The sequence below is a fragment of the Joostella sp. genome, assembly GCF_048266025.1.
GTDB classification, from domain to species: domain Bacteria; phylum Bacteroidota; class Bacteroidia; order Flavobacteriales; family Flavobacteriaceae; genus Galbibacter; species Galbibacter atrarenae.
This window is the reverse complement of sequence record NZ_JBLXAF010000001.1, coordinates 867,056-890,806: the sequence shown is the minus strand read 5'-3', so window position 1 is coordinate 890,806 and position 23,751 is coordinate 867,056. Positions and strand designations below refer to the sequence as shown.

At 34.5% G+C, this 23,751-nt stretch carries 19 protein-coding genes; 7 read left to right on the top strand and 12 right to left on the bottom strand.

Going from position 1 to position 23,751, the window contains the following annotated elements; genetic code table 11:
• Positions 1-53 precede the first annotated feature (53 nt).
• From ACN0TY_RS03805 to ACN0TY_RS03785, 5 genes are all read left to right on the top strand, one after another.
• Positions 54-626 (top strand): MarC family protein, encoded by a 573-nt coding sequence (locus ACN0TY_RS03805; protein ID WP_236957722.1) that lies wholly within the window; start codon positions 54-56, stop codon positions 624-626.
• Between the two features lie 64 nt (positions 627-690).
• Positions 691-894: a hypothetical protein gene (locus ACN0TY_RS03800; protein ID WP_236957721.1), complete on the top strand. Its 204-nt coding sequence runs from the start codon at positions 691-693 to the stop codon at positions 892-894.
• Positions 894-1,502 carry an FAD-dependent oxidoreductase gene (locus tag ACN0TY_RS03795; RefSeq protein WP_417443415.1) on the top strand — a complete coding sequence of 203 codons (609 nt, stop codon included), beginning with the start codon at positions 894-896 and terminating at the stop codon, positions 1,500-1,502. The genes ACN0TY_RS03800 and ACN0TY_RS03795 overlap by 1 nt, the downstream gene beginning before the upstream one ends.
• 251 nt (positions 1,503-1,753) lie before the next feature.
• The gene (locus ACN0TY_RS03790) at positions 1,754-3,181 is read left to right on the top strand and encodes a sensor histidine kinase (RefSeq protein ID WP_417443414.1); all 1,428 of its coding nucleotides are present in this window, start codon (positions 1,754-1,756) and stop codon (positions 3,179-3,181) included.
• Positions 3,182-3,199: 18 nt separating this feature from the next.
• The gene (locus ACN0TY_RS03785; protein WP_236957718.1) at positions 3,200-3,976 is read left to right on the top strand and encodes an enoyl-CoA hydratase/isomerase family protein; all 777 of its coding nucleotides are present in this window, start codon (positions 3,200-3,202) and stop codon (positions 3,974-3,976) included.
• 98 nt (positions 3,977-4,074) lie between these two features.
• Here the strand turns inward: ACN0TY_RS03785 and ACN0TY_RS03780 are convergent, their stop codons facing one another.
• The 7 genes from ACN0TY_RS03780 to ACN0TY_RS03750 all read right to left on the bottom strand — a co-directional run bounded on the left by ACN0TY_RS03780 (position 4,075) and on the right by ACN0TY_RS03750 (position 16,638).
• A complete protein-coding gene (locus ACN0TY_RS03780; RefSeq protein WP_417443413.1) occupies positions 4,075-6,384 on the bottom strand; it encodes a glycoside hydrolase family 3 N-terminal domain-containing protein in 2,310 nt (769 codons plus the stop codon).
• 22 nt (positions 6,385-6,406) lie between these two features.
• Complete coding sequence (locus ACN0TY_RS03775) at positions 6,407-7,819, bottom strand: glycoside hydrolase family 30 protein (protein ID WP_417443412.1); 1,413 nt, start codon at positions 7,817-7,819, stop codon at positions 6,407-6,409.
• A gap of 3 nt (positions 7,820-7,822) precedes the next feature.
• Positions 7,823-9,538 (bottom strand): cellulase family glycosylhydrolase, encoded by a 1,716-nt coding sequence (locus ACN0TY_RS03770; protein WP_417443411.1) that lies wholly within the window; start codon positions 9,536-9,538, stop codon positions 7,823-7,825.
• 10 nt (positions 9,539-9,548) lie between these two features.
• Positions 9,549-11,006, bottom strand: coding sequence for a glycoside hydrolase family 30 protein (locus tag ACN0TY_RS03765; protein WP_417443410.1), 1,458 nt, complete (start codon positions 11,004-11,006; stop codon positions 9,549-9,551).
• 126 nt (positions 11,007-11,132) lie between these two features.
• Positions 11,133-12,008, bottom strand: coding sequence for a hypothetical protein (locus ACN0TY_RS03760; RefSeq protein WP_417443409.1), 876 nt, complete (start codon positions 12,006-12,008; stop codon positions 11,133-11,135).
• 12 nt (positions 12,009-12,020) lie between these two features.
• Positions 12,021-13,526, bottom strand: coding sequence for a RagB/SusD family nutrient uptake outer membrane protein (locus ACN0TY_RS03755; RefSeq protein WP_236957712.1), 1,506 nt, complete (start codon positions 13,524-13,526; stop codon positions 12,021-12,023).
• A gap of 10 nt (positions 13,527-13,536) precedes the next feature.
• Positions 13,537-16,638: a SusC/RagA family TonB-linked outer membrane protein gene (locus ACN0TY_RS03750; RefSeq protein ID WP_236957711.1), complete on the bottom strand. Its 3,102-nt coding sequence runs from the start codon at positions 16,636-16,638 to the stop codon at positions 13,537-13,539.
• A gap of 320 nt (positions 16,639-16,958) precedes the next feature.
• On the opposite strand from ACN0TY_RS03750, the gene ACN0TY_RS03745 reads away from it, so the two are divergent.
• Positions 16,959-19,847: a triple tyrosine motif-containing protein gene (locus ACN0TY_RS03745; protein ID WP_417443408.1), complete on the top strand. Its 2,889-nt coding sequence runs from the start codon at positions 16,959-16,961 to the stop codon at positions 19,845-19,847.
• Here ACN0TY_RS03745 and ACN0TY_RS03740 read toward each other — a convergent pair.
• From ACN0TY_RS03740 to ACN0TY_RS03720, 5 genes are all read right to left on the bottom strand, one after another.
• Positions 19,844-20,305, bottom strand: a complete 462-nt coding sequence (locus ACN0TY_RS03740) for a GNAT family N-acetyltransferase (protein ID WP_417443407.1) — start codon at positions 20,303-20,305, stop codon at positions 19,844-19,846. The genes ACN0TY_RS03745 and ACN0TY_RS03740 overlap by 4 nt on opposite strands.
• On the bottom strand, positions 20,280-20,936 hold the full coding sequence (locus ACN0TY_RS03735) for an HD domain-containing protein (RefSeq protein ID WP_417443406.1): 657 nt from the start codon (positions 20,934-20,936) through the stop codon (positions 20,280-20,282). The genes ACN0TY_RS03740 and ACN0TY_RS03735 overlap by 26 nt, the downstream gene beginning before the upstream one ends.
• 2 nt (positions 20,937-20,938) lie before the next feature.
• Complete coding sequence (locus ACN0TY_RS03730) at positions 20,939-21,673, bottom strand: lysophospholipid acyltransferase family protein (protein ID WP_417443405.1); 735 nt, start codon at positions 21,671-21,673, stop codon at positions 20,939-20,941.
• A gap of 19 nt (positions 21,674-21,692) precedes the next feature.
• Complete coding sequence (locus ACN0TY_RS03725) at positions 21,693-22,124, bottom strand: low molecular weight phosphatase family protein (RefSeq protein WP_417443404.1); 432 nt, start codon at positions 22,122-22,124, stop codon at positions 21,693-21,695.
• A gap of 92 nt (positions 22,125-22,216) precedes the next feature.
• On the bottom strand, positions 22,217-22,627 hold the full coding sequence (locus ACN0TY_RS03720; protein ID WP_236957705.1) for a BrxA/BrxB family bacilliredoxin: 411 nt from the start codon (positions 22,625-22,627) through the stop codon (positions 22,217-22,219).
• 293 nt (positions 22,628-22,920) lie between these two features.
• Between ACN0TY_RS03720 and ACN0TY_RS03715 the strand changes: the two genes are divergently transcribed.
• Positions 22,921-23,649 (top strand): TerB family tellurite resistance protein, encoded by a 729-nt coding sequence (locus ACN0TY_RS03715; protein ID WP_236957704.1) that lies wholly within the window; start codon positions 22,921-22,923, stop codon positions 23,647-23,649.
• The last annotated feature ends 102 nt before the right edge of the window (positions 23,650-23,751 follow it).

The following is a 23,751-nucleotide window of genomic DNA, read 5'->3' as shown; positions in this document are numbered from 1 at the left end:
CTATAAATCAATAAGTTATTTATAGCTTTGCACGCTTTTTAAAATTTTTAGTTATGAATTTTGATCTTAAGGAAATATTTACAGCAGGAATGATTCTATTTGCAGTTATAGATATCGTTGGAAACGTACCTATTATTGTAGATTTAAGGAATAAAGTAGGCCATATTCAGTCTGAAAAGGCTTCAATTGTTGCCGCTATAATTATGATTGCCTTCTTATTTATTGGAGAAGAAATTCTAAACCTTATTGGTATAGATGTAAACTCATTTGCTGTAGCCGGTGCATTTATTTTATTTTTTCTAGCTATAGAAATGATATTAGGAATCACGCTGTATAAAGATGACGCTCCAGAAACGGCTTCAATCGTTCCGTTAGCCTTCCCATTAATTGCAGGTGCCGGAACAATGACAACGTTACTTTCTATACGTGCAGAATTCCACGTAGAAAACATAATTGTTGCCATTATTGTAAATATTTGCATAGTTTATCTAGTGTTAAAATCATCAAGTAAAATCGGAAAGGTGCTAGGTAAATCTGGATTAGCTGTTATTCGTAAAATTTTTGGTGTAATTTTGTTAGCAATATCAGTAAAGTTATTTGCAAGTAACGTTACTGGATTATTTTAAACAGAAGAAGCCTTTCTGAGAATATCAGAAAATTAAAAACGTCGAAAGATAAAAAAGTAATCACATGAAAGTACTTACTATTATACTTATTATAGCTGCAGTTGCCATGATAGCTTTTAATGTTACCATGTTAGATTATAACAATTTATTAGAGGGAGATAGCCTTGTTGCTGTTATTGGAATATTTGCCGCTCTTTGCGCAATATTACTGCTTGCTATTTTCTATCAGTCTAAAAAAATTCAGCAAAAAATAAAAGAGAAAGAGTGATGTTCGATGTTTTAATTATAGGTGGTGGCGCAGCAGGAATGCAATGTGCACTTGTTGTAGGTTCTGCAAATAAAGCTGCTTATGCTAAAGACAAGAAGATTGGGATTGTAATGCATCAAAAAGCATCTCACTTACAATCTGCATTATTCAATAACGTTCTCGGAATTGCTCCTGGTACTACAGGAATGGATATTTTAAATGAAGGTAAAAAGCAACTCGCTACTCTGTACCCGCATGTATCTCAAATCCATTCAGAAAAAGTTATTTCAATTACTGGAAATGCTGGGAATTTTACGGTAACAACCAACAAAAGTAGCTACCAATCTAAACTTCTTGTAATAGCGCTTGGCTATACAGATATGTTTGATATTGAAGGACTGAAACAATATATGGAGCCACATGCTTTAAGTCCTGCTGAAAAGAATAGAATTCAGTTAAAAAATACAAATCATATTGTTACTGATGGTATTTATGTTGCTGGAACATTAGCAGGTTGGCGTAGTCAGTTTGCAATTGCTGCTGGAAGTGGCGCTCAAGTTGGAACAGATATTCTAACACTTTGGAATGATGGAAAGCACACTAAAGTACACGATAAGATACCAACCTAATTTATATAGAGCATACATTCTTAAGAATACAAACCTAACGTTTCCTAACCACATAGGTAGCGATAGTTTGGCTACAAAATATTAGGACTTTTTTTCTTCTTTTAATTAAGCATATGCTTCTATTATATGTTGGCTTAATTATTGTTATATTTAAAATTAAAATCAGTATTAATTTTTTTTACTGCTGACAAAAAAGAAAAGCCACGCCAGTGTACAATAAATTATCGCTTAGAACGCGCATTTTTTTCACCATGATTTTCATTGTGATTTTAGCCTCCGTGCTAATTGCAGGCGTTACTATATACCAATATAAAGAGCAAGCAGAAGATTACCACAAAGAATACTTGCAACGCAAGGAAGACCAGCTTAATGCTCAAATAGATTACATCTTAAAAAATACTACTTGGGAAGTAAAGACAGACAACCTAAAATATATTCTGGAATATAAACATGCAATCTACGAGGCTTCCGATGTTTTAGATATTAATTTTAATGTTTACGACCTAGAAGGGAGACTTATTTTAAGCTCTAAACCTAGAATAGAGCAGGATGATTTTTATGACGATTTAGACTACAGTATTATCCATGGGCTATCTGCTAGTTCCAAAAAAAGATATGTCGAGAAAACTAAAACTGCAGGAAACAGATTCCAATCTGCATACAGTTATATTTTAGATCCTAAGTTTAAACCTATCGGGATTTTACATATTCCATATTACGAAGACGACACATTTAATAATGACGAGCTAAAAGAATTTTTACTTCGCTTGGCCGCAGTTTACGTCTTATTATTAGTGCTAGCAGTAATGTTGGCCTATATAATATCCAAATACATCACAAGATCTTTAAAAGCCATAAGTGAGAAATTACAGCAAACTAGGTTGAGTAAACAGAATCAGAAAATACTTTTAGACGATCCAAGTGAAGAAATAGGAGCGCTTGTAGATGGTTACAACGGAATGATTGATGAATTGGAAAAAAGTGCAGCTCTCTTAGCAAAAAGCGAACGCGAACAAGCTTGGCGAGAAATGGCTAAACAAGTAGCTCACGAGATTAAAAACCCACTTACTCCAATGCGTTTAAGCGTGCAGAGTTTTCAGCAAAAATTCGATCCTTCCGATGAAAATGCTAAACATAAAATTGATGAGTTTTCAAAAACGCTAATTCAGCAAATAGATACCATGAGCAGTATTGCTTCCGCCTTTGGAAGTTTTGCGAACATGCCTGCTCAACAGAATGAGACCCTAAATGTTATTGAAGTTGTAAAACTATCAGTAGATATTTTTAATGAAGATTATATCCGTTTTATTACTGATGAAAAAGAAATAATTGCCAAATTAGACCGTACACAACTTATTAGAGTAATTACCAATCTAGTGAAAAATGCTACACAAGCGATTACAGAAAATGATGATCCTAAAATTGTAGTAAATGTATATTCTGATGAAGATGAAGTAAAAATTTCTGTTTCAGATAATGGAATTGGTATTGCTGAAGAAAATCAAGAAAAAATATTTGAACCTAAATTCACCACCAAAACAAGTGGAATGGGATTAGGTTTAGGAATGGTAAAAAATATTGTGGAAACTTATAACGGACACATATGTTTATCATCTGTTTTAGGTAAAGGCACGGTATTTACAGTTTCTTTTCCTAAATTTAAGGCACAATCTGAATAAGAAAAATAAAAGAAAGGTATGGATCCTAAAAATATATTGATTGAAATTGAAGACCAAATCGGTTTAATTACTATCAACAGACCAAAAAAATTAAATGCCCTTAACAGAGCAACTATTGAAGAGCTTCATCATGCTTTTAAAGATTTAGATGAAAACGAAGATGTTCGCCTTGTCATCATTACTGGAGCTGGAGAAAAGGCTTTTGTTGCTGGTGCAGATATTGCAGAATTTGCTGATTTTTCGGTTTACGAAGGTTCACAGCTAGCTGCAAAAGGTCAAGAATTACTCTTTAATCAAGTGGAGCGCATGCAAACACCTGTAATTGCAGCCATAAATGGTTTCGCTTTAGGTGGCGGATTAGAACTTGCAATGGCTTGCCATTTTAGAATTGCAAGTGACAATGCTCGTATGGGACTTCCGGAGACTTCTTTGGGTGTAATTCCTGGTTATGGAGGTACGCAAAGGCTTCCACAATTAGTAGGTAAAGGACGCGCTATGGAAATGATATTAACCGCTGGAATGATAGGCACAGAGCAAGCATTAATGTCTGGACTGATAAACCATATGGTTGCACAAGAGGAACTCATTCCTTTCTGTAAAAGAATTGCTGGTAAAATAATTAAAAACTCACCTGTTGCAATTGCTGCCGCCATTAATTCTATAAATGCTGGGTTTAGCAATAGCGGTTACAATAAAGAAATAGAATCTTTTGGTGAGTGTTTCGGAACTGAAGATTTTAAAGAAGGAACTACAGCTTTCTTAGAAAAACGAAAAGCTGATTTCCCTGGGAAATAAAAATACAAAAAGAGGCTTCTGCGAAGCCTCTTTTTTTTTGACCTTAACTATATTCAATCTAAGATCTTTTTGAGGGGAAAATTAACCAGTAGGTCAGGTTATTGGGTTACGTTAAATTCTTTTACCAAGTCGTTAATTATAACTTCAAAAGCACCAGCTTCAAGAATTTCTTTTCCATTCTGTCCAAAATAGCTCATGTCTTTTGGATGTAAAACGAATTTCACTGTTTTACGCTCTCCAGGTTTCAACTCTATTTTTTGGAATCTACGGAGTCTCTTTACATCTGGAGTAACGCTACTCGCATATTTATCAGAAGTGTATAATTCTACAACTTCTTTTCCTGTTCTTTTACCTGTATTTTCTACCTCAACCGAAACCTCAACGTCAGCTCCCTTTTTAATAGTTTCAGCACTTAACTTAAGATTACTATACTCAAAAGTGGTATAACTCAAACCAAAACCAAATCGAAACTGCGGATTGTAATCTGCTTCATAGTTATAAACGCCTTCAGCTTTCTTTTGCTCTTCAGAAGGTTTATGGATATATGGAATTGTAGCATTAGGATATCTTGGATATGTATATGGTAACTTCCCAGAAGGATTTACCTCTCCAAAAAGTATGTCAGCCAGTGCGTCACCACCAAAATTCCCAGGTAAATACGTCTGTACAATTGCACTTGTCTGTCTTTCGAACTTACTAATTATTCGCGGACGTCCTTCATTTAAAATCAAGACAACAGGCTTTCCTGTTTCCGCTAATTTCAATGCTAGCGCTGTTTGATCATCAGAAATATATAAATCGTTTAAATCTCCTGGCTTTTCTGTATAGGTATTCTCTCCTAAACAAAGAAAAATAACGTCTACACCTTTAGCAGCTTCTATAGCTTTATCAAAATCATTTTTCTCCTCTTCATAATAACTGCCGTCCATTTTATAAGAAACACCTTCAACAAAAACAGTATTTTCTTCTCCATTAATTTGCTGTACTGCTTCTAAAATAGTGTTATACTGCTCTGCAAACTCAGGAGTTTTCTCTCCTTGCCAAGAGTATGTCCATGCCCCATTAAGTGTACGCATAGAATTAGCATTTGGTCCTGTTACCAATACCTTAGTCCCTTTTTTCAATGGAAGAATATTATTCTCATTTTTTAGCAATGTAATTGCTTCAGCTGCCATATCATAAGAAGCCTGCTCATGTTTTTTACTCCCAAACTCTGGATAATTTTTGTGATTAGTATTTGGGTTTTCAAAAAGACCAAGAGCATATTTTACTTTTAAAATTCTCCTTACAGCATCATCTAAACGCGCTTCTTTGACCTTTCCTTCTTTCACTAATGCTATCAATCCATCACAGAAAACCTCATAATTATAAGGAATCATAGACATATCTATCCCAGCATTTATAGCCAACATGATAGCTTCTTTATCTGTTGCAGCAATACGATCTCTTCTATGCAAATTTTCAATATCTGCCCAATCGGTAACTACCAAACCTTCAAAACCTAATTCTTCTTTAAGAAGCTTCGTTAGCAACTCATAATTAGCATGTACAGGAACTCCATTTATAATTCCAGAATTAATCATAATAGTGTGTGCTCCAGCCTCAATAGCAGCCTTAAAAGCAGGTAAATGATATTCTCTTAATGCATCTTCAGGAATATAAGACGGCGTTCTATCCTTCCCAGAAATAGTAGCGTGATATCCAAGAAAATGCTTTAAGCTTACCGCCACTTTTGTAGGGTCCGAAATATCATTATCCTCTCCTTCATATCCATCAATAGCAGCTACTCCAAGTACTGTACATAAATATGGATCCTCACCAAAAGACTCCCACATTCTCGAAAACCTTGGGTCCATACCTAAATCTAAAACTGGAGAAAAAGACCACGGAATATTACTAGCACGAGTTTCGTAAGCAGTAATCTCCGCTCCTCTTTTTGTTAATTCAGGGTTTCTAGCTGCTCCTTGCGCTATTTGCTGCGGAAACATTGTTGCTCCAGCTGTATAAGTAGCTCCATGAATTTCATCTACCCCATAGATGTTTGGAATCCCGAGTCTAGTTTTATCAATAGAAAAGTCTTGAATCTCCTTAATAATATCAAACCATTTTTCTTTAGATAATGCTCGGTTATTTGCCGTATTTAAAACCGACCCGATATGGTAATCTCCCAATGCTTTTTTCATCTCTTCTTGATCGAGCTGCAAAGGTTCGAAACTAGTATAACGGTCGTTTCCTTTTCCTATAACATCTAGCGTGATTTGCGCCATTTGTCCCACTTTCTCCTCAACGGTCATTTTCTTTATAAGCGCGTTGATTTCTTGATCGTGGTTATTTTTTTTCTCCTGAGCCATTGCTACAACTCCTAAAAGGCTAGCTAATATGGCTGTTGATATATTTTTTAGTTTCATTTTCTTATTTGCTAATTGAAATTTATCTAATGGCAGTAGGTTGAATTAATGTTCCAACAGATTTTGCAGGCAATTCTATTGTTAGATTCTCCTCTCCAATTTTAACGGAAATATGCTGTGTCTTTTCCGTTTTATTCTGAATAACAGAAACAATCTCTTCTGATGTCTTAAAGGCTACATTAGGAAGTGATTTGCTAGTATTTGAAGCTATACGAATGGCTCCTGGTGCTATAAATTTTGAAGCTTGAGCGATAATATAATAAGCAGGATTCCTTGTTATTTCATCTCCTTCAATTGTAATTGCCCCCAAACAACGGTCACAACCTCCTCTATCGGTATGCGGATCTTGGTTTTCATCTGCTGCAAGGTTCCATTCTAAAACAGTTTTACACCAATTACGAGTTGCCCCAATAATTAAGTTCTCGGTATGCCATTCCATTTCTTGAGAAAAATCACCAGGAGCTCCTACCCATTGCTCTGTAAAATATAAATTCTTGCTTGGATGCTTTTCATGAACTTCAGATAAAGCATTAATTTCTCCTCCATATAAATGAAAGGCAGAACCATCTATATATTTCGCAGCTTCAGGATCGTCTAAAATAGAAATCGGATAATCTGGTCTATCTGCATTATGGTCATAAACAATAATTTTGGTCTGAATCCCATTTGCTTCAAAAGTTGGCCCTAAGTTATTCTTAACAAACTCTTTCTGTTGTTCTGCCAACATTAATAAACTAGGATTATTTCCTGGGTGTAAAGGCTCATTTTGAATCGTTACCGCATCGATATTAATCCCATGAGATTTCATAGCTTGGATATATTTCACAAAATAATCGGCATATACTTGGTGATATTCTTCCTTTAAACTCCCTCCACGCGTATCATTATTTGTTTTCATCCATGTTGGCGGTGACCATGGAGATCCCATAATTTTTATTTGCGGATTGATCTTTAAAATTTCTTTTAAAACAGGAACTAAATAAAGTGTATCGTAAGCAAGTGAAAAATGCTTCAAATCCTCATCTGTTTCCCCTTCTTTTAAATCGTTATAAGACCATGTATGCTCATCTAAATCGGAAGCTCCAATGCTTACTCGTAAATAACTAACATTGATATCTTCTTCTCGATCTCCAAAAAGCTCCTGAAGAATAGCTCCTCTTTTTTCTGAAGACATTTTATGCAACAACATGGCGCTACCACCTGTTAAACTATAACCAAAACCATCTATTTCTTGGTAAGTCTTAGCAGTATCAATCGTAATTGTATAGTTACTTTTTTCAGCTTCATCATCTTGAATTACCGTTTGCTCCAACAACTTTTGCTGATCTAAAGTTGTAATATATAATGAAGCATTATTTTTCTCTTCTTTTTTCTGCTGACAAGCAATAGCGGTAATAGCAAACCCCAAAAGAAGGGTATTCTTTAAGCTCAACATCAATTATAATCTTTTAAATTTTATCTCTTTTAACTGAATTCCTTTTGTTAGAAATTCAACCTTTAGTTTGTTTTCTCCTTCCTGAAGTTCAAATTTTTCACCTGTTGCTTTCCAAACATCGGATGAAGGTATTTCTAATGTTACTTCCTTATTATTAAGTGTGATTTTCACGTTCCCCTCGGAAGTAGATTTAGAAATTAAAGAGACATTATAATCTCCTTTTTTAGCAACATTAAAAGTATAATGAAGCCACTCCCCCTCTTCTGTAGCTCCTACATACAAATGTTCTGTATCGTCTTCTTTAAATATGTCTACCCCATCGTTACGGTACATATAGCCATCGTTCCAACTAGTTCTATCTCCGCCAACAGAGATATAATAATTTCCAGCTCCCATATCAAAATAAGCTTTCCCAATAGGACCCATATCGTAATCTGCAGCTTGTAGAGTTCCTTTTTTACTTATAGTTACATTGGCATAAGGTTTTATTGCTTCTGAAGTAGTTTGACGAATCATGGCATCGACAACCCCTTTATGAAAAATATTATTTTCAATCTTAGCGTCTTCAGCAAGCTGCATAAAAGCATTATAAGCAGCATCTTTAGAAGGCTTTTCAGCTTCCCCTTTCCAATATTTCAAGATTTGTTTATACCCATCATTAACTTTTATTTCTAACGGATTATTAAAACCAAGCTTTTTTAGCGGCCACCAACACCATCCGATGTTATTCTCCTGCATTAATCTTATAGCGTCTCGAAACCAAACATTAGAATTCTCACCCGATTCTCCAAGCCAAATAGGAGTGTTATATTTCTCTCTAAAGTCTAAGAATCCTTGTATATCAGCCTTAGTATTATTGTTCCAGTATTTATGGAAACTTATAACCATATTATCGTCCCAAGGTGGCAAAACTCCATTATAGTTGTTTCCCCATCCATTTCCTTCAATGATTATAATATGATTGTTATCTATTTTTCTAATCGCTTCTGTAATAGAAACCATTAATTCTTTTAGAGGCTTATTCTCTTGCTCGTCAATTCCGTTTTTATTTTCTCCCGTAAAAGCCCAATTAGGTTCATTTATAATATCATAAGCTCCAATCCACTCTTCATCAACATATCTTTCTGCTAACTTTTCCCATAATGCTATTAGTTTTTCTTGATTTGCTTCACTTTCCCACAAAGAAGGCTTTGAAGGGTCTCTATCAGAAATATTTACATCATGTCCTTGTCCTCCTGGCGTTGCATGCATATCAAGAATGAGATACATTTTATTCTGCTCACACCACTTTAGTAGAGAATCTGTCATCTGAAATCCTTTCTCCAACCAAGTTTGTGCCCCTTTTACAGGCTCTTGATCTACAGGAAGGGTATAAAGATTATAATGCATCGGTAAGCGAACCGAATTAAAGCCCCAACTTTTTAGAGAATCGATATCTGCCTTTTGGGTATGATTGGAAAGCCATTTTTCGTAAAATTCTGCCGTAGCCTCTTCTCCAATCAAATCTACCATATGTTGTTTAAAAATATATTGCTGACCCGAAAAGGGAACCTTCATCATATATCCTTCTTGCAACATATGTCCCCCAAGTCCTACACCTTTCAGTAGAACATTTTGCCCTTCAGCATTTACTATTTTTTGCCCTTCCGTATGTAAAAACCCTTGAGAATAGGTATTATTAATTACGAAAAGGATTGCTATAAAAAGTATTTTTTTCATCTGTAATATTTTATTTATCCCATATAAAAGTTCCAACCGCACCAGCTTTCAAGTATGTAGTAAACCATTCTTCTCCTTGCTTTACGTTAAATTGCTCATCTACACTTCCTTCATTTAAAACAAGTAAAACAGTATCTCCATTAGGTGTTTTAAAAGCCACATTTATTAGAGACCCAGAAATGTTACTTCCTACTCTTATAGAACCTTGTGGAACAAATTTAGACGCATGAGAAACGATATAATAACCTACATTTCTTGTAATATTCCCAGAAGAATTAATAGTTAAACCACCTTTGCATACGGTACAACCACCATCGGTATGGGGCTGGAAGTTCTGATCATTGGCAAGATTCCATTCTAAAGCATTCTTACTCCAATTACGCATAGAACCGATAATCACATTTTTTAAATGCCAATTTAAATCCCCACTAAAGCTTCCGTCTGAAGATGTGTATTGCTCGGTAAAGTATACGTTTTTCTCTGGAAAAGCATTATGAATTTTAGTTAGCGCACTAATATCTCCTGAGTACAAATGAAAAGCTGAACCATCTGTATATTGATATGCTAAATTGTCTTTTAAAACAGAAATAGGATATTCTGGATTATCGCAATTATGATCCCAAGCAATGATTTTAGTTTGTAGATTAGCAGCCTCAAAAGCAAGACCTAAACTATTTTTTATAAATTCAGTTTGTGCTTCGGCCGTCATATACATACTCGGATTATTACCATCATGTAACGGTTCATTTTGAATAGTTATCGCATCGATTGTAATTCCTAAATTTTTCATCTCTTGGATGTATTTCACAAAATATTGCGCATATACATCGTAATATTCGGGCAATAGGCTCCCTCCAATAAAACTCTTGTTATCTTTCATCCAGATTGGAGCGGTCCAAGGAGTTCCTAATATTTTTATGTTCGGATTTATTGCAATAATATCTTGAAGTATAGCAATAACACCGTCTAAATCTTCTTCTAATGAGAATTTACTTAACGATTCGTCTGTTTCTCCTAAAGAGATATCATTGTAAGTAAATGGGTAAACATTTAAATCAGAAGCACCTATACTAATTCTTAAATAACTTATGGAAATAGAATTCTCATTAAATCCAAAAAGTTCCTTTAACAATGCATCTTTATTTGCAGTAGGAAGAGAATTTATAGCCTTAGCGCTTCCACCAGTTAATGTGAAACCAAAACCATCAATTGTTTGATAAGATTCTTGATTATTAACTTCTATAGTCTGGAAATTATTCGCTTTTGATTCAAAGGCAATAATATCAGATTGCTTTTTTAATAAGTTTTGTTTATCTCCTGTAGTTAACCAAAAATCAACTTCATTCGTTATTTCAGTCGGAGGGTTTGGATCAGGATCGGGATCTGGAGTTATTGGATCTTCTTCTGAAGATGACGAGCAATTAATAAGGCAGAAAGTAACTAATAAGAATAGTAAGCCTCGCGCCATTATATTTATGTGGTTATATTTTATTGCTTTGATCATATACTATTTGACTTAATTAACAACATACTAAAGAGTTAAATAAAAGCCCGTGATAAACACGGGCCTTAACGCTAACATTAAATTATATCATTATGAACCTCTCATTTCTACATTTGAGATTGTAATTCCAGCAGGATTCATAGATCCACCTCCACTTCTTATTAGAAGATAGATAGTTCCACTTTCAGCAAAAGTCACTTTATTAGATACTGTTTTTGTTTGTGTGTTTTCTATACAGCCAACATTAGAGAGTTTTCCAGAGAATTTTGCTGTACCGCATCCGTCCCAAGTACTTATTCCCATAATCTTGGTGTCCTCGTATGCTTGTCCTTCTACAGGTACTGAAGTTCCAGCATATACTTCTAACCAAGTATCGCCATTCGCTTCACCAGAGACTAACATATCGATAGAATATTCTTTATCTTTCTCTACCTCAATAGCCTGATAAATTCCTGTTTGGCTCCATTGTTCTGTAGAAAAAATTGTAGCACTACCTTCGTTAAAGACCCATTCTGAACCAGAATCGCTTATTTTCAAAGTATTCCAATTTGAGTGATCTTCTGAAGTTTCAAACGTTCCTCCCAAAACTATATTCCCTGCAACAGGGTCTGAAGTTTCTACAACAAGCTCTTGAGTTACAGTTCCTGTTAAACCTCCTCTACCAATAGCTTGGTGAACTATTTCATAAGTTCCAGCATCTGGAAAAAATACTTCTTCTGTCATTTTACCAGGAAGTAATCCTGCTCCAAAATCCCATTTAGAAGAAATTACATTCTCTGTTTGTGCTTCAAACAAAAACACATTAGACTCCCCTTCAATTTCTGTAATCATAAAAGAAGCATCTACATTTGGGTCTGAAAGCCCGTTACCTTCATTAATTTCCTCAGGCTGGCAGCTGGAAATAATAGCACTTACAGCAATAGCCGCTACAAGTGTCTTTCTATTAAATATATTATTAAATACCATTTTCGTTACTTTTTAGTAGTTAGGATTTTGTTCAATCAGCGTGTTTTCCATCTCTTTTAAAGGAATAGGGAAAATTTCATTTTTACCAGCAGTAAAACCTCTATCTGCCAATACAGTTGAAGCACGCCCTGTTCTCACTAGGTCAAACCATCTATGTCCTTCTCCTGCAAGCTCCAATCTTCTTTCAAGCATAATTGCATTTTGAGAAACTGGCACAGAAGGCAATCCTACTCTAGCCCTTACTGCATCTAATAAAGCTTGTGCTCTCGCTCCTTGAGCGCCTAATGCTTCGGCCTCCATTAAATAAGTATCTGCTAAACGGATTACATATACATTCTGCTTGTAGTTTAATGCTGAAGCACCACCACCAGTAGAAGTATCTGAATTAAGAGGCATGAATTTCTTTAAGAAATATCCTGTATCTAAATATCCTGGCGAGTAATCTGCTAATCCTTGTGCTTTTAATGCCTTAATATCTGCAATGGTAGCATCAAATCTAGGGTCATTCTTTAAAGCATCATATAGATTCTGTGTTATTGGATTAAAGCTCCATCCAGAAACATAATCTGGACCTCCAGAATTAGAGTAGTTTCTAGGGCCAACCATAATATTAACAGAGTTTCCTTCATCGTCTCCTGCACCCCAGTTACCCCAGTCGGCATTACTTTTATCTGTATGAGCTACCTCAAGGATTGATTCTGAATTAAATTTATTACTAATAACCCATAGATCTGCGTAGTTATCAAGTAATTTATATCCATAAGGATTACTTCCCCCTGGAGTACCATTCACTTCAGCTAATATATTTGCTGCTTGGTCATTTTTACCTTGGTATAAATATACTTTCCCTAAAAGAGCCTTTGCAGTTCCCTCAGAAAAACGAGCTGCTTCATTTTCAAGATCCGTAATTTGCATTGGAAGATCTGAAATTGCTTCCTGTAAATCTGTTTCGATCTGAGCATATACTTCTTCTGGAGTTGCTTGAACCACGTTATAAGTTTCACTAGTAGCAAGAGGCTCCGTTAATAAAGGAACATTTCTAAACAATCTTACTAATTCAAAATAATAATAAGCTCTAAGCGTTTTTGCTTCCGCAGTAAATCTCTTTTTCAGACTCTCATCCATTGGAACATCTGGAAGTTTTTGTAATAAAACGTTCGCACGAAAAACACCTTGATAAAAATCATTCCAAAAACTTGCTGGAATAGTAGATGCATCGATTGAATAGTTAGAAAAAGATTGGATTCCAGTTCCATCGGTAGCACCACCACCTCCTGCATAATGATCATCTGATCCTGCATTCATCATGGTTACCATGTTTTCAAATCCTTTAGATTGCTTTCCGAGCACATCATAAACAGCAACTAAACCTGAATATGCCTCTGTTTCGTTAGAATAATAATTCTCTTCTAAAGCAGTACCTTTTGGATCTACTTCTAAGTAATCTTTAGAACAAGAACTCAAAGCAGCCACCAATACTAGTGCTAATATTTTATGTTTTCTATTGATAAATGTCATAATCTAAATTTTAAAATTGAACATTAATTCCTAACATTCCAGTTCTTGCTTGCGGGTAGAAACCACGGTCGATACCAAATACACCACCACCAATTTCTGGATCATATCCTGTGTATTCTGTAAATGTGAACAAGTTCTCTCCTGTTACATAAAGTCTAACTCTTTGAAGTCCTATGTTTTTAATAACATCAGAAGGGAATGTGTATCCGAATTGAATTGTTTTAAATCTTAAATAATCACCATCTTCTAAGTAAAAATCTGATGGATTATTGAAGTTTTTGTTAGTATCGTTTGTAGTAAGCCTTGGATAACTATTAGAGCTTCCTTCTCCTACCCAACGATTTAATGCTGTAGTTTGGTAGTTTGCATTCTGGATATCCAAACGTCTTAACCCCTGGAAAATCTCGTTTCCAGCAGCTCCTTGAGCAAATACCATTAAGTCGAAGTTCTTATAATTTAAGTTTACTGTAAAACCAAAAGTATATTTAGGAATTGAACTTCCTAAGAAATCTCTATCGTCTTCAGTAATAGTACCATCTCCATTAGTATCTGTCCATCTGAAATCTCCAGGCACTGCATTTGGCTGAATTAAATCACCATCTGCGTTTGTATAAGCATCAACTTCTGCTTGTGTTTGAAAAATTCCATTTGTTTTAAATCCGTAGAAAGAATTATAAGCTTCCCCAACAGCAGTTCTTGTAATAGGGTATGTACTTGCTTGAACTGTCTCTCCTCCTGAAAGGAAATCGATTCCATTACCTAAGTTTGTAACTTCATTTTCAAGATAAGAAAGGTTTGCATTTACAGACATTCCAAAGTCTCCAAAAGTTCTATCATATCCTAATTCGATATCAAAACCTCTGTTTTGCATGTCTGCAACGTTTCCAACTGGCAATCCTGGCGCACCTACGTAACCTGGAATTGGCACACTCTGTAAAATACCTTTTGTAGTTTTCTCATACATATCGAAAACCAAGCTGAAATTACTAAATAAACGAGCCTCTAAACCAATGTTTGTTTGACTTGTTTCTTCCCATTTTAAATCTGGATTTGCTGGTGCATCCGGACTGTTACCAATTGTAACAGAGCTTGAAGTTCCGATGGTATAATTTCTACCACCACCAACAGTAGATAAATATCTAAAATCTCCAATAGCATCACTACCAGTTACACCATAACCTCCACGGATTTTCAACTGATTGATTACTTCACTAGGATTCCAAAAATCTTCTTTTGTAAGCACCCATCCTAAAGAGAAAGAAGGGAAAATACCATATTTGTTATTTGATCCAAATCTTGAAGAACCATCTCTTCTTATAATTCCTGTGAAAATATATTTCTCATCGTAATCATAATTTACTCTTGAGAATAATGATGTCACTCTGTGCTCTGGATTTTCATATCCATAAGCATCGATTTGATCTGTAGGAACATCAAAATTAAAAGAAGAATCATAAAAATTATCTGCAGGAATATCATAATAAGTAACTCCAGATCCATTAGTATCATTATCTACATAAGTACCTTGACCTAAAAGAACGCTTAAATTATGTTTTCCAAACTTCTTATCATACATTAATGTATTTTCAATATTCCATCCAAAACCTCTATTGCTGTTTTTCGAAACATTGTTTTGTGCATTAATATTAGAAGCATTAAGGTAAGAAACTGGAGTATAACTATAACCACCCCAATAAGCCAACTTACCACCTAAAGTACTTTTAAACTTTAATCCTGGTAAAAACTCTACTTGAATATATGCATTCCCAACAAAATTATCAGACCAACCATAGTTTCCTATTCTTGTCTGCTGATAAGCTAGCGGGTTTGTCATTTCTTGACCAACAAGAGATGATATTCCGTATGGATACCCCTCACTATTTCTCATCACCCCTTCATTTGTATATGGAGTTCTATTAATTACATTTGGATCTGTTTCTACAACTGGAGTTAAAGGATCTAAGTTTATTGCAGAACTTAAAGGCCCTCCAAACTCACTATTTGTATTTCCGATACCAATATTTTTCTCATGAGAATAACCAACTGTTTGACCAAATGTAATGGCCTTAGTTATTTTATGAGAAGAATTTAAGCGGATATTTTTTCTGTTATACTGAGAGATTTCAGGCATTACAATCCCTTCTTGCTCTAACAATCCAAAAGAAGCATAAAAAGTAGATACATCATTACCTCCACTCAAGCTTACTTCTTGACCGATACGCTTAGCACTGTTATTAAATATAACATCTTGCCAATCTGTTCCTTCTCCTAAAGCTGAAGGATCTGGATATAAAATACTTCCTCCTCCGTTAACAGAAGATTCATTCATTAAAGTTGCATACTCTTCAGCATTTAATAAATCAAGTTCTCTTGCTGGACCTGAAAAACCAGTATAACCGTTATAATTAACAGATAATTTCCCTGATTTACCTTTCTTAGTAGTAATTAAAATTACCCCAGTTGCAGCACGAGCACCATAAATTGCTTGTGAAGCAGCATCTTTTAAAACCTCAATAGACTCAATGTCAGATTGGTTTAAGTAACCTATACCACCTGCATCTACAACAACACCATCTACAACCCATAACGGATCGTTATTTCCAAAAGTCGTTATTCCACGAACACGAACTGTAGAAGCAGATCCTGGCTGACCAGAATTGGCAGCAATAGTTAAACCTGAAGTTCTACCTTGTAGAGATTGTTCTACTCTTGTAATTGGTAAATCTTCTAAATCTTCCGACTTTACACTTGATATTGCTCCAGTAACCACACTTTTCTTTTGTGTACCATACCCAACTACTACAACTTCATCTAGTGCTTGAGTATCTGTAGATAAAGACACATTAATTGTTGCCTCAGCACCAACAGTTACCGTTTTAGGAGTAAATCCGATGTAAGAGAATTTCAATACATCTCCTTCTTGAGCTTCAATAGTATAATTTCCATCAAAATCTGTAATAGTAACCTTAGATGAATTTTCTACAATTACGTTAGCTCCAGGTAGAGGGACTCCACCTTCTTCTGATACAGTTCCAGTTATTTCTTTCGTTTGGGCAACCGCTAAGGTTACTGTAAACATAAAGAACAACCATAAATACTTGTTAATCTTCATAAATAGTTAGAATTAAATGAGTTAGTTTGCTTGTTGTCAAAATCGCATTTTTTAAGACTATAATTATCATATTGATAAATTAGCCGTAGGCGAAAACGATTTCGACATAAATTCTAGTGGTTCTAAATTAGAATTTAACAATCTACTGCATAAACATAGCCATACACTTTAATTACGTCAAGTAGAAAAACAGCTACTCATTTACTACGTCAAATAGAATATTTAATTGATTTATAAGTATTTAAAAAAGAACATTTTTTAACTTTTCGTTGGCATTTTAAAAATTATTAGCGTTATTTTGGCGTTTATTTAATGTTAAGATGAAGTTAAGCCTACTATATTTTCATTTATTACTATCCATTTTTGCGTATGAGGCGCATTCACAGTCGAATTTTTCAGAAATGTTTAATGAAATCTCGACACAGCCGGAAGTTATCCACTACTATAGAAACGACTTTAAAGGTGATACCGAATTTTGGTCCTCTTGTATAGGTAATGATGGGGTACTTTACTTCGGAAACAATGACGGAATACTCATTTACAACGGTGAAGATTGGCAAAAAATAAAGCTTCCAAACAGCTCTTCCGTACGCTCATTACTTACTACTACAGACGGTACCATATATGCGGGAGGGTTTAATGAATTCGGAACATTATCAAGAGATAGTTTAGGAAATTACCACTACTCTTCCCTCATAAAAAAGCTTAGATTAGAAGGACAAGAGTTAGAAAATTTAGAACAAGCACACGAAATAGACAACAATATTATCTTTAGGTTCTATAAAGAACTCATCGTGATGAGTGAAAATAGAAAAACCATTATTCCTTCCACAACAGATTTCATGCACGCCTCTATAGTGAATAATACTTACTATGTGCAAGATATGACCGTTGGAATATTAAGCTTTGCCCCAAATAAAAATGAACTCTCTTTAGTATTAGAAAACGAAGACTTAAAAAATGTTTCAGTAAAAGGAATCCTCCCTACAAACAACATTAATGAGCTCTTAATAATCTTAGAAAATGGAAGAATATATAAAGGAAATTTAAAAACTAAGAAACTTACTTTATGGGAAGATATATTCCCTGACCTGCAAAAAGACCTTGTAGTTAGCACCATAAAAAAAGGCGATAACTATTTAATTGGAACATTAGGTTCTCGAATAAAAATGCTTGATGCTAACGGTAAACTTACCTTGCACCCAGAAGCATTTAATGAGATTCAGAATCCCTCGGTATTAAATTTTATGACTACTGAGAATGGTCTTTGGGTAATGCAATACAATGGACTAGATTTTATAAATTATGACACTTCTTCATTTAAATTCTTTGAGTCTTCTAAAATCTATGACCTTAAATTATTCAACAATAAACTCTATGTAGCCACAAATAAAGGCGTATATATATCCACTTTTGAAGCAGAAAACCCTAAAAAGGTATCATTTAAATTAATAGAAGATCTTCAAGGGCAAGCATGGACATTCGATGAATACAAAGGGCAACTATTAATAGGCCATCATAAAGGATTGTACCATATAATAGACGATAAGGCAGAAAGAATTACCACTTCTGGAACATGGAAAACTATAGTAATCCCTAATAAAGAAGACGAATTACTAGCCTGTGGTTACACCGGATTACAATTAATAAAAAAAGAAGGTGACAGCTTTAAACTAGTAAATAAAATTATTGGTTTTGAAGAGTCTACGAGAGATATTATTGCTGCAGATCAAGCGAATACTTACTGGATCTGCCATGGTTACAAGGGAGTTTTTAAAATTAAAATCAACAATGCCTACAACCACGTGTACTCGATAGACCATTATACAGACACCAATGGCTTTGAATCTCCGTTTAATATTAATGTTTTCCGATGGGATGGAGATATAGTTTTTACCAGTAACACTGGAATCTTTGAATACAATAATAGCAATAATACTTTTGAACCTTACGAGGAACTAAATTCCATTTTTGATGCTTCAAAAAACACACGTAAAATTCTTCAAAAGAGGGATACTACATGGGCTGTTCAAGATGATGAGATTACTTTTTTTACTGAAAGCGATTCTTTACACAAACTAAATACACGTCCATTTTTAAAAGCAAAAGGACAACTAAACCGCGGGATGGAAAGCATCCTTCCATTACCAGAAAACAGAGTCTTAATAGGAACTACAGATGGAGTATACCTATTTAACCTCAACGCAAACAAGGATAAAAATGTAGGAACGAACATCACAAAAGTTACTATGTTTCAAGGTCAGAACAAAACCTTGGTCCCCATAAAAGAAGAGAGCTCTCATAAACTTCCAAACGACACCGATGTACTGAGAATAGATTTTGCAACTCCAAATTTAATCTCAGGAAGCGAAATAGAGTTCCAATACCAACTCGAAGGGCTTAATTTAGGCTGGTCTGAATGGACGGAGACAAACTTTAAAGAATATTCACATCTGCAACCAGGAGATTATACTTTTAATGTAAGAAGTAGAGATTTAAAAGGAGGAAAAGGAAACATTGCCTCTTACACATTTACAGTAACTCCAAAATGGTATCAAACAACATTATTCAAGGTGTTATTAATCTTAATCTTCCTTTTTTCTTTATGGATTGGATACTTGCTAATTAGGAGAAGCTTAGAAAAAGAGAATAGCAAGATTCAAGCTGAAAATTTAAAAGCAAAGAAGCTCCTCGAACTAGAAATAGAGCGTTTAAAATTAAAGCACGATAAAGAAAAAGTTGAAGAAGATAAAAAGATATTAGAAAAAGACGTTATTACGAAGAGTAAAGAACTTGCCAATTATACCATGCAATTGGTCAATAAAAAGGACATTGTACAAGAGCTCCAAGGAGATTTAAAAGAATTGAGACAGCTTGTAAAAACACAACTTTCTAAAGATAAAATATCAGACATCTTCCGAAAACTACAACAACATAAGATTGGAGAAGAATACATGGAAGTCTTTGATGTAAATTTTGAAAATGTACACCATCAGTTTTTTGAAAAGCTAAATAAAATAAATCCGAAGTTATCTAAAAAAGACTTGCGTTTATGTGCATTTATAAAAATGGATCTTACTAATAAAGAGATTTCTCCATTATTAAATATTTCTATTAGAGGAGTAGAAACATTGCGATATAGACTACGGAAAAAGCTAAATCTGGAGACAGAAGAGAACTTACATGAGTTTTTAAAGGAATTGAACTAAGGCAATTCCTTTTCGAACATAATTTTTAAACCGTGTTCGCTATTCTCAACACCTACAATATCAAAACCATTCTTAAGGTTAAAGATCACCATGGGTTTAAAGTTATTTGTAGACTTTGTACGGAGTATCTTATAGTTATGTGCAACAAGATATTCTTCTTGCATTTCTTGTAGTTTCTTAGCAATTCCCATTTGGCGGTATGATTCTCTTACTCCGCCAACCCAACTATAGAAAACACCATCCGAGAGCTCATATCCTATTTTAAAACCAATAAGAACACCTTCATTTTCAGCAAAAGCACAAAATAAATTATTGGCAGCAGTTACTTTTTCAACAAAAGCTTCCAATTGATACGCTCCAAAAACAGCGCTATTAATATCTAAGATCGATGTTATTAAGGCATCAGAAAGCTTGCCTTTTACTGTAAAGTATTTAAACGATTCCGTTGATTTCATCATGAAATTGTTTTAAGAAAGTCTCCATGTATGCGTGTCTCTTTTTGGCAATTGCCTTTCCAGATTTGGTATTCATTTTATCCTTCAGCAATAAAAGTTTTTCATAAAAATGATTAATCGTTGGAGAATTGCTTTTTTTATATTCCTCCTTAGTCATATTCATTTTAGGAGCAATCTCAGGATCGCATAACTTTCTGTTTTTAAAACCTCCATAATTAAAGCATCTAGCGATACCAATGGCACCAATAGCATCTAATCGGTCGGCATCTTGAACAATATCGAGCTCTAAAGATTTAAACTTCTGATTAAAATTACCTCCTTTAAAAGAGATGTTTTCAATAATATTTACAACATGCTCTATAACGGAAGACTCTACATCTATACTTTCCAAAAAAGCCTGTGCCATTTTAGGGCCTACAGTTTCATCGCCGTCATAAAACTTAGCATCGGCAATATCATGCAATAAAGCTCCCAATGCTACCACCAGAGGATCCGATTTAGGCTCATCTTTGGCTATTAAAAGAGAATTCTTAAAAACCCGTTGGATATGAAACCAATCGTGACCGCCTTCAGCATCTGTTAGCGTTTCCTTTACAAAAGCAATAGTCTGCTCAATAATAGCTGGATTATTCATACTTAGTATTTTATGCTGCTACTTATGGTAGTTTCAATTTTGGCAATCAGTTCTTCAGCAGGAAGATCTCTAGCTCCCAATGGCTCATGCACATCAAAAGTAATATTAGAACCGATTCCCATTGGAAATTTACCATAGCGTAGTGTTTTCCACGAGTTATTAATAGAGATAGGAACTACTTGCGCATCTGGCATTTTCTTAAGTAGAATCTTTAATCCTCCCGTTTGAAAAGGCTTTGGTTTTCCGTCTCTACTACGAGTACCTTCAGGAAAAATAACTACCGATCGGTTATTATCTTTAGCATAATTAGCAAGATTTATAATTGCTTTTAAAGCCTGCTCTCTATCTTTTCTATCTATTAAAGCAGAACCTCCATGTCTCAAATTATATGAAATACTTGGAATCCCCTTTCCTAATTCTTTTTTACTAATAAACTTAGGGTGGTGTTTACGCATATGCCAAATAATCGGAGAGATATCATACATACTTTGATGATTCGCAACGATAATACAAGGTCTATCTGTAGCTATTTTATGAGGATTTCTAAAGATTACATTATCTCCCAATAATAAAAGAGAGTATGTTAAAAAGAAGTTGAGCGCATCCACACTCTTTTTATGGGCTTGATACCCAAATACATTAAAGCAAATCCATTGAATAGGGTGAAAAATCACTAAGAAAAGTCCGAAAACGAGTAAATATATTACCGTAAGTGGGTATGCAAGAATCTTTCTCATCTTAAGTTATAGAAATAAATTATTTTTTTAATTGGTTTACAAAATCACGAACCTTGGTTTCTAGTTTTGGTAATACAAGTTTAGGATCCTCAATATAATCATCTGCAAAAGACCAGTATTCTATATTATTTTCTTGCTCCGGAAAAAACTGTTTCATCAATTGGCGATGCTCCTTTTCATCCATTGCAATGATACGATCATAATAATCAAAGTCTTGCCTAGACACTGGAATCGGCATTCTAAGTAAATAAGAAGAATCTATATTATGATCTTTTAAATACGCTGTTGTATACACAGAAAGCGGTCCTTTATTCCGTTTTGATAATCGCAATCCCTTAGAATATGAATTATACGGCAAGCCTTCCTTTTCTACTAAGTGATCAAATAGTATTTCTGCAAATCTACTTCGGTAATAATTTCCAGTACAAATAAATAATATTCGTTCTTCCAAAATTATGATTTAATAGTCTTCAGCAAAAATAAAAAAACCACGTATAAACGTGGTCTTTTTACTCTTAAATTGCATCAAACAATTATTAATTCTTAGCAATTCTCGTTATAAGCTTCTGTAAGATTGTCTGCTATAATCTCTGCAGGACGACCTTCAATATGGTGTCTTTCTAACATATGCACTAATTCACCATCTTTAAACAACGCCATACATGGTGAAGATGGAGGAAATGGAAGCATATACTCTCTTGCTTTATCTGTAGCCTCTTTATCGAAACCTGCAAAAACAGTAAATAAATTATCTGGTGTCTTTGCATTTTTTAAGCTCATTTTAGCTCCTGGTCTTGCATTTGCAGCTGCACAACCACAAACAGAGTTTACTACTACAAGAGTAGTTCCTCCTTTTTTCATGGCAGCATCTACATCTTCAATTGTATGTAACTCTTGAAAACCTGCAACAACAAGGTCTTCTTTCATTGGCTTTACTAATTCTGCTGGATACATATCGCTATATTTTAAGGTTTTTATTTCAGTTATAATACTAAGTCGCAAAGGTAAAGAAAAACATACACTTTTTAGACTATCTCATTAAAAAGCAATCCTCTAAAATAATAAGATTCCTTTTAAATATAAACAATGAAGCGCATCTCCTTTACTCAAAAACAAATTAAACTTATATTTGAACTCTATTTTAAATACTTGTGCGGATATAAAACCCAAAAAGTATACAAACAGATAAATAAACTTTTTTAAACGCACTGCGTTATAAACAACCCCTATTGGGAAAAAAATAAACTATGTTTAAATGGATTCTTGCCTTTGCCGGATACTTTTTTTTAAGGTTCCCAGGGGCTATTATTGGTTTTATAGTAGGAAATGTAATTGATAGCTTTAGAAGAGGCGGAATTAGTGTAGATACCGTTTTTAATGACCGCAGAGAAGTATCTCCTGCAGATTTCGAACTTAATTTACTCTCGCTATGTTCTATTGTTATTAAAGCAGATGGAAAGGTAAACGATAACGAGCTCCAATATGTACGTGCCTATTTTGTGTCTACTTATGGTAAAGAAAAGGCAAATGCTATTTTTAGAACTTTTAATGAAGTTATTAAAAAGAGAGAGATTTCTACAGAGCGGATTTGCACCTATTTAAACCAGCGTACCCGTTATGAAGTACGTGTACAATTGCTACATTTTCTCTTCGGAATAGCAAAAGCAGATGGTGCTGTTACAGAATCGGAGACTTTAAAGATCCGAGAAATTGCAGGATACCTAAAAGTGCATTACAGAGATTTTGAAAGTATTATGGCTATGTTTATTGAGTCTGCCGATAATGCTTATAAAATTCTTGAGGTAAGGAAAGAGGCAAGTAATGCCGATGTAAAAGCTGCATACCGACAAATGGTAAAAAAATACCACCCCGATAAAGTCCGTACCAACGATGAGGCTATTAAAAAAGGAGCCGAAGAAAAGTTTAAAGAAGTACAACGCGCCTACGAACAGATCCAGAAGGAACGCGGGATGTAGGTTTTGGCCTATTGCATAAAGCCTAAGGCCTTAAGCTTTATGCCGTATGCTTTATGCTTTATGCTTTATGCTTAAAAAACTTTAATTCTTCTTAATGTGGAT

What these genes read in the sequence shown, in the direction of transcription:
- ACN0TY_RS03805 (WP_236957722.1), top strand. Translation starts at nt 54, where the DNA reads ATGAATTTTGATCTTAAGGAAATATTTACAGCAGGAATGATTCTATTT.
- ACN0TY_RS03800 (WP_236957721.1), top strand. Translation starts at nt 691, where the DNA reads ATGAAAGTACTTACTATTATACTTATTATAGCTGCAGTTGCCATGATA.
- ACN0TY_RS03795 (WP_417443415.1), top strand. Translation starts at nt 894, where the DNA reads ATGTTCGATGTTTTAATTATAGGTGGTGGCGCAGCAGGAATGCAATGT.
- ACN0TY_RS03790 (WP_417443414.1), top strand. Translation starts at nt 1,754, where the DNA reads ATGATTTTCATTGTGATTTTAGCCTCCGTGCTAATTGCAGGCGTTACT.
- ACN0TY_RS03785 (WP_236957718.1), top strand. Translation starts at nt 3,200, where the DNA reads ATGGATCCTAAAAATATATTGATTGAAATTGAAGACCAAATCGGTTTA.
- ACN0TY_RS03780 (WP_417443413.1), bottom strand. Translation starts at nt 6,384, where the DNA reads ATGAAACTAAAAAATATATCAACAGCCATATTAGCTAGCCTTTTAGGA.
- ACN0TY_RS03775 (WP_417443412.1), bottom strand. Translation starts at nt 7,819, where the DNA reads ATGTTGAGCTTAAAGAATACCCTTCTTTTGGGGTTTGCTATTACCGCT.
- ACN0TY_RS03770 (WP_417443411.1), bottom strand. Translation starts at nt 9,538, where the DNA reads ATGAAAAAAATACTTTTTATAGCAATCCTTTTCGTAATTAATAATACC.
- ACN0TY_RS03765 (WP_417443410.1), bottom strand. Translation starts at nt 11,006, where the DNA reads ATGGCGCGAGGCTTACTATTCTTATTAGTTACTTTCTGCCTTATTAAT.
- ACN0TY_RS03760 (WP_417443409.1), bottom strand. Translation starts at nt 12,008, where the DNA reads ATGGTATTTAATAATATATTTAATAGAAAGACACTTGTAGCGGCTATT.
- ACN0TY_RS03755 (WP_236957712.1), bottom strand. Translation starts at nt 13,526, where the DNA reads ATGACATTTATCAATAGAAAACATAAAATATTAGCACTAGTATTGGTG.
- ACN0TY_RS03750 (WP_236957711.1), bottom strand. Translation starts at nt 16,638, where the DNA reads ATGAAGATTAACAAGTATTTATGGTTGTTCTTTATGTTTACAGTAACC.
- ACN0TY_RS03745 (WP_417443408.1), top strand. Translation starts at nt 16,959, where the DNA reads ATGAAGTTAAGCCTACTATATTTTCATTTATTACTATCCATTTTTGCG.
- ACN0TY_RS03740 (WP_417443407.1), bottom strand. Translation starts at nt 20,305, where the DNA reads ATGATGAAATCAACGGAATCGTTTAAATACTTTACAGTAAAAGGCAAG.
- ACN0TY_RS03735 (WP_417443406.1), bottom strand. Translation starts at nt 20,936, where the DNA reads ATGAATAATCCAGCTATTATTGAGCAGACTATTGCTTTTGTAAAGGAA.
- ACN0TY_RS03730 (WP_417443405.1), bottom strand. Translation starts at nt 21,673, where the DNA reads ATGAGAAAGATTCTTGCATACCCACTTACGGTAATATATTTACTCGTT.
- ACN0TY_RS03720 (WP_236957705.1), bottom strand. Translation starts at nt 22,627, where the DNA reads ATGTATCCAGCAGAATTAGTAAAGCCAATGAAAGAAGACCTTGTTGTT.
- ACN0TY_RS03715 (WP_236957704.1), top strand. Translation starts at nt 22,921, where the DNA reads ATGTTTAAATGGATTCTTGCCTTTGCCGGATACTTTTTTTTAAGGTTC.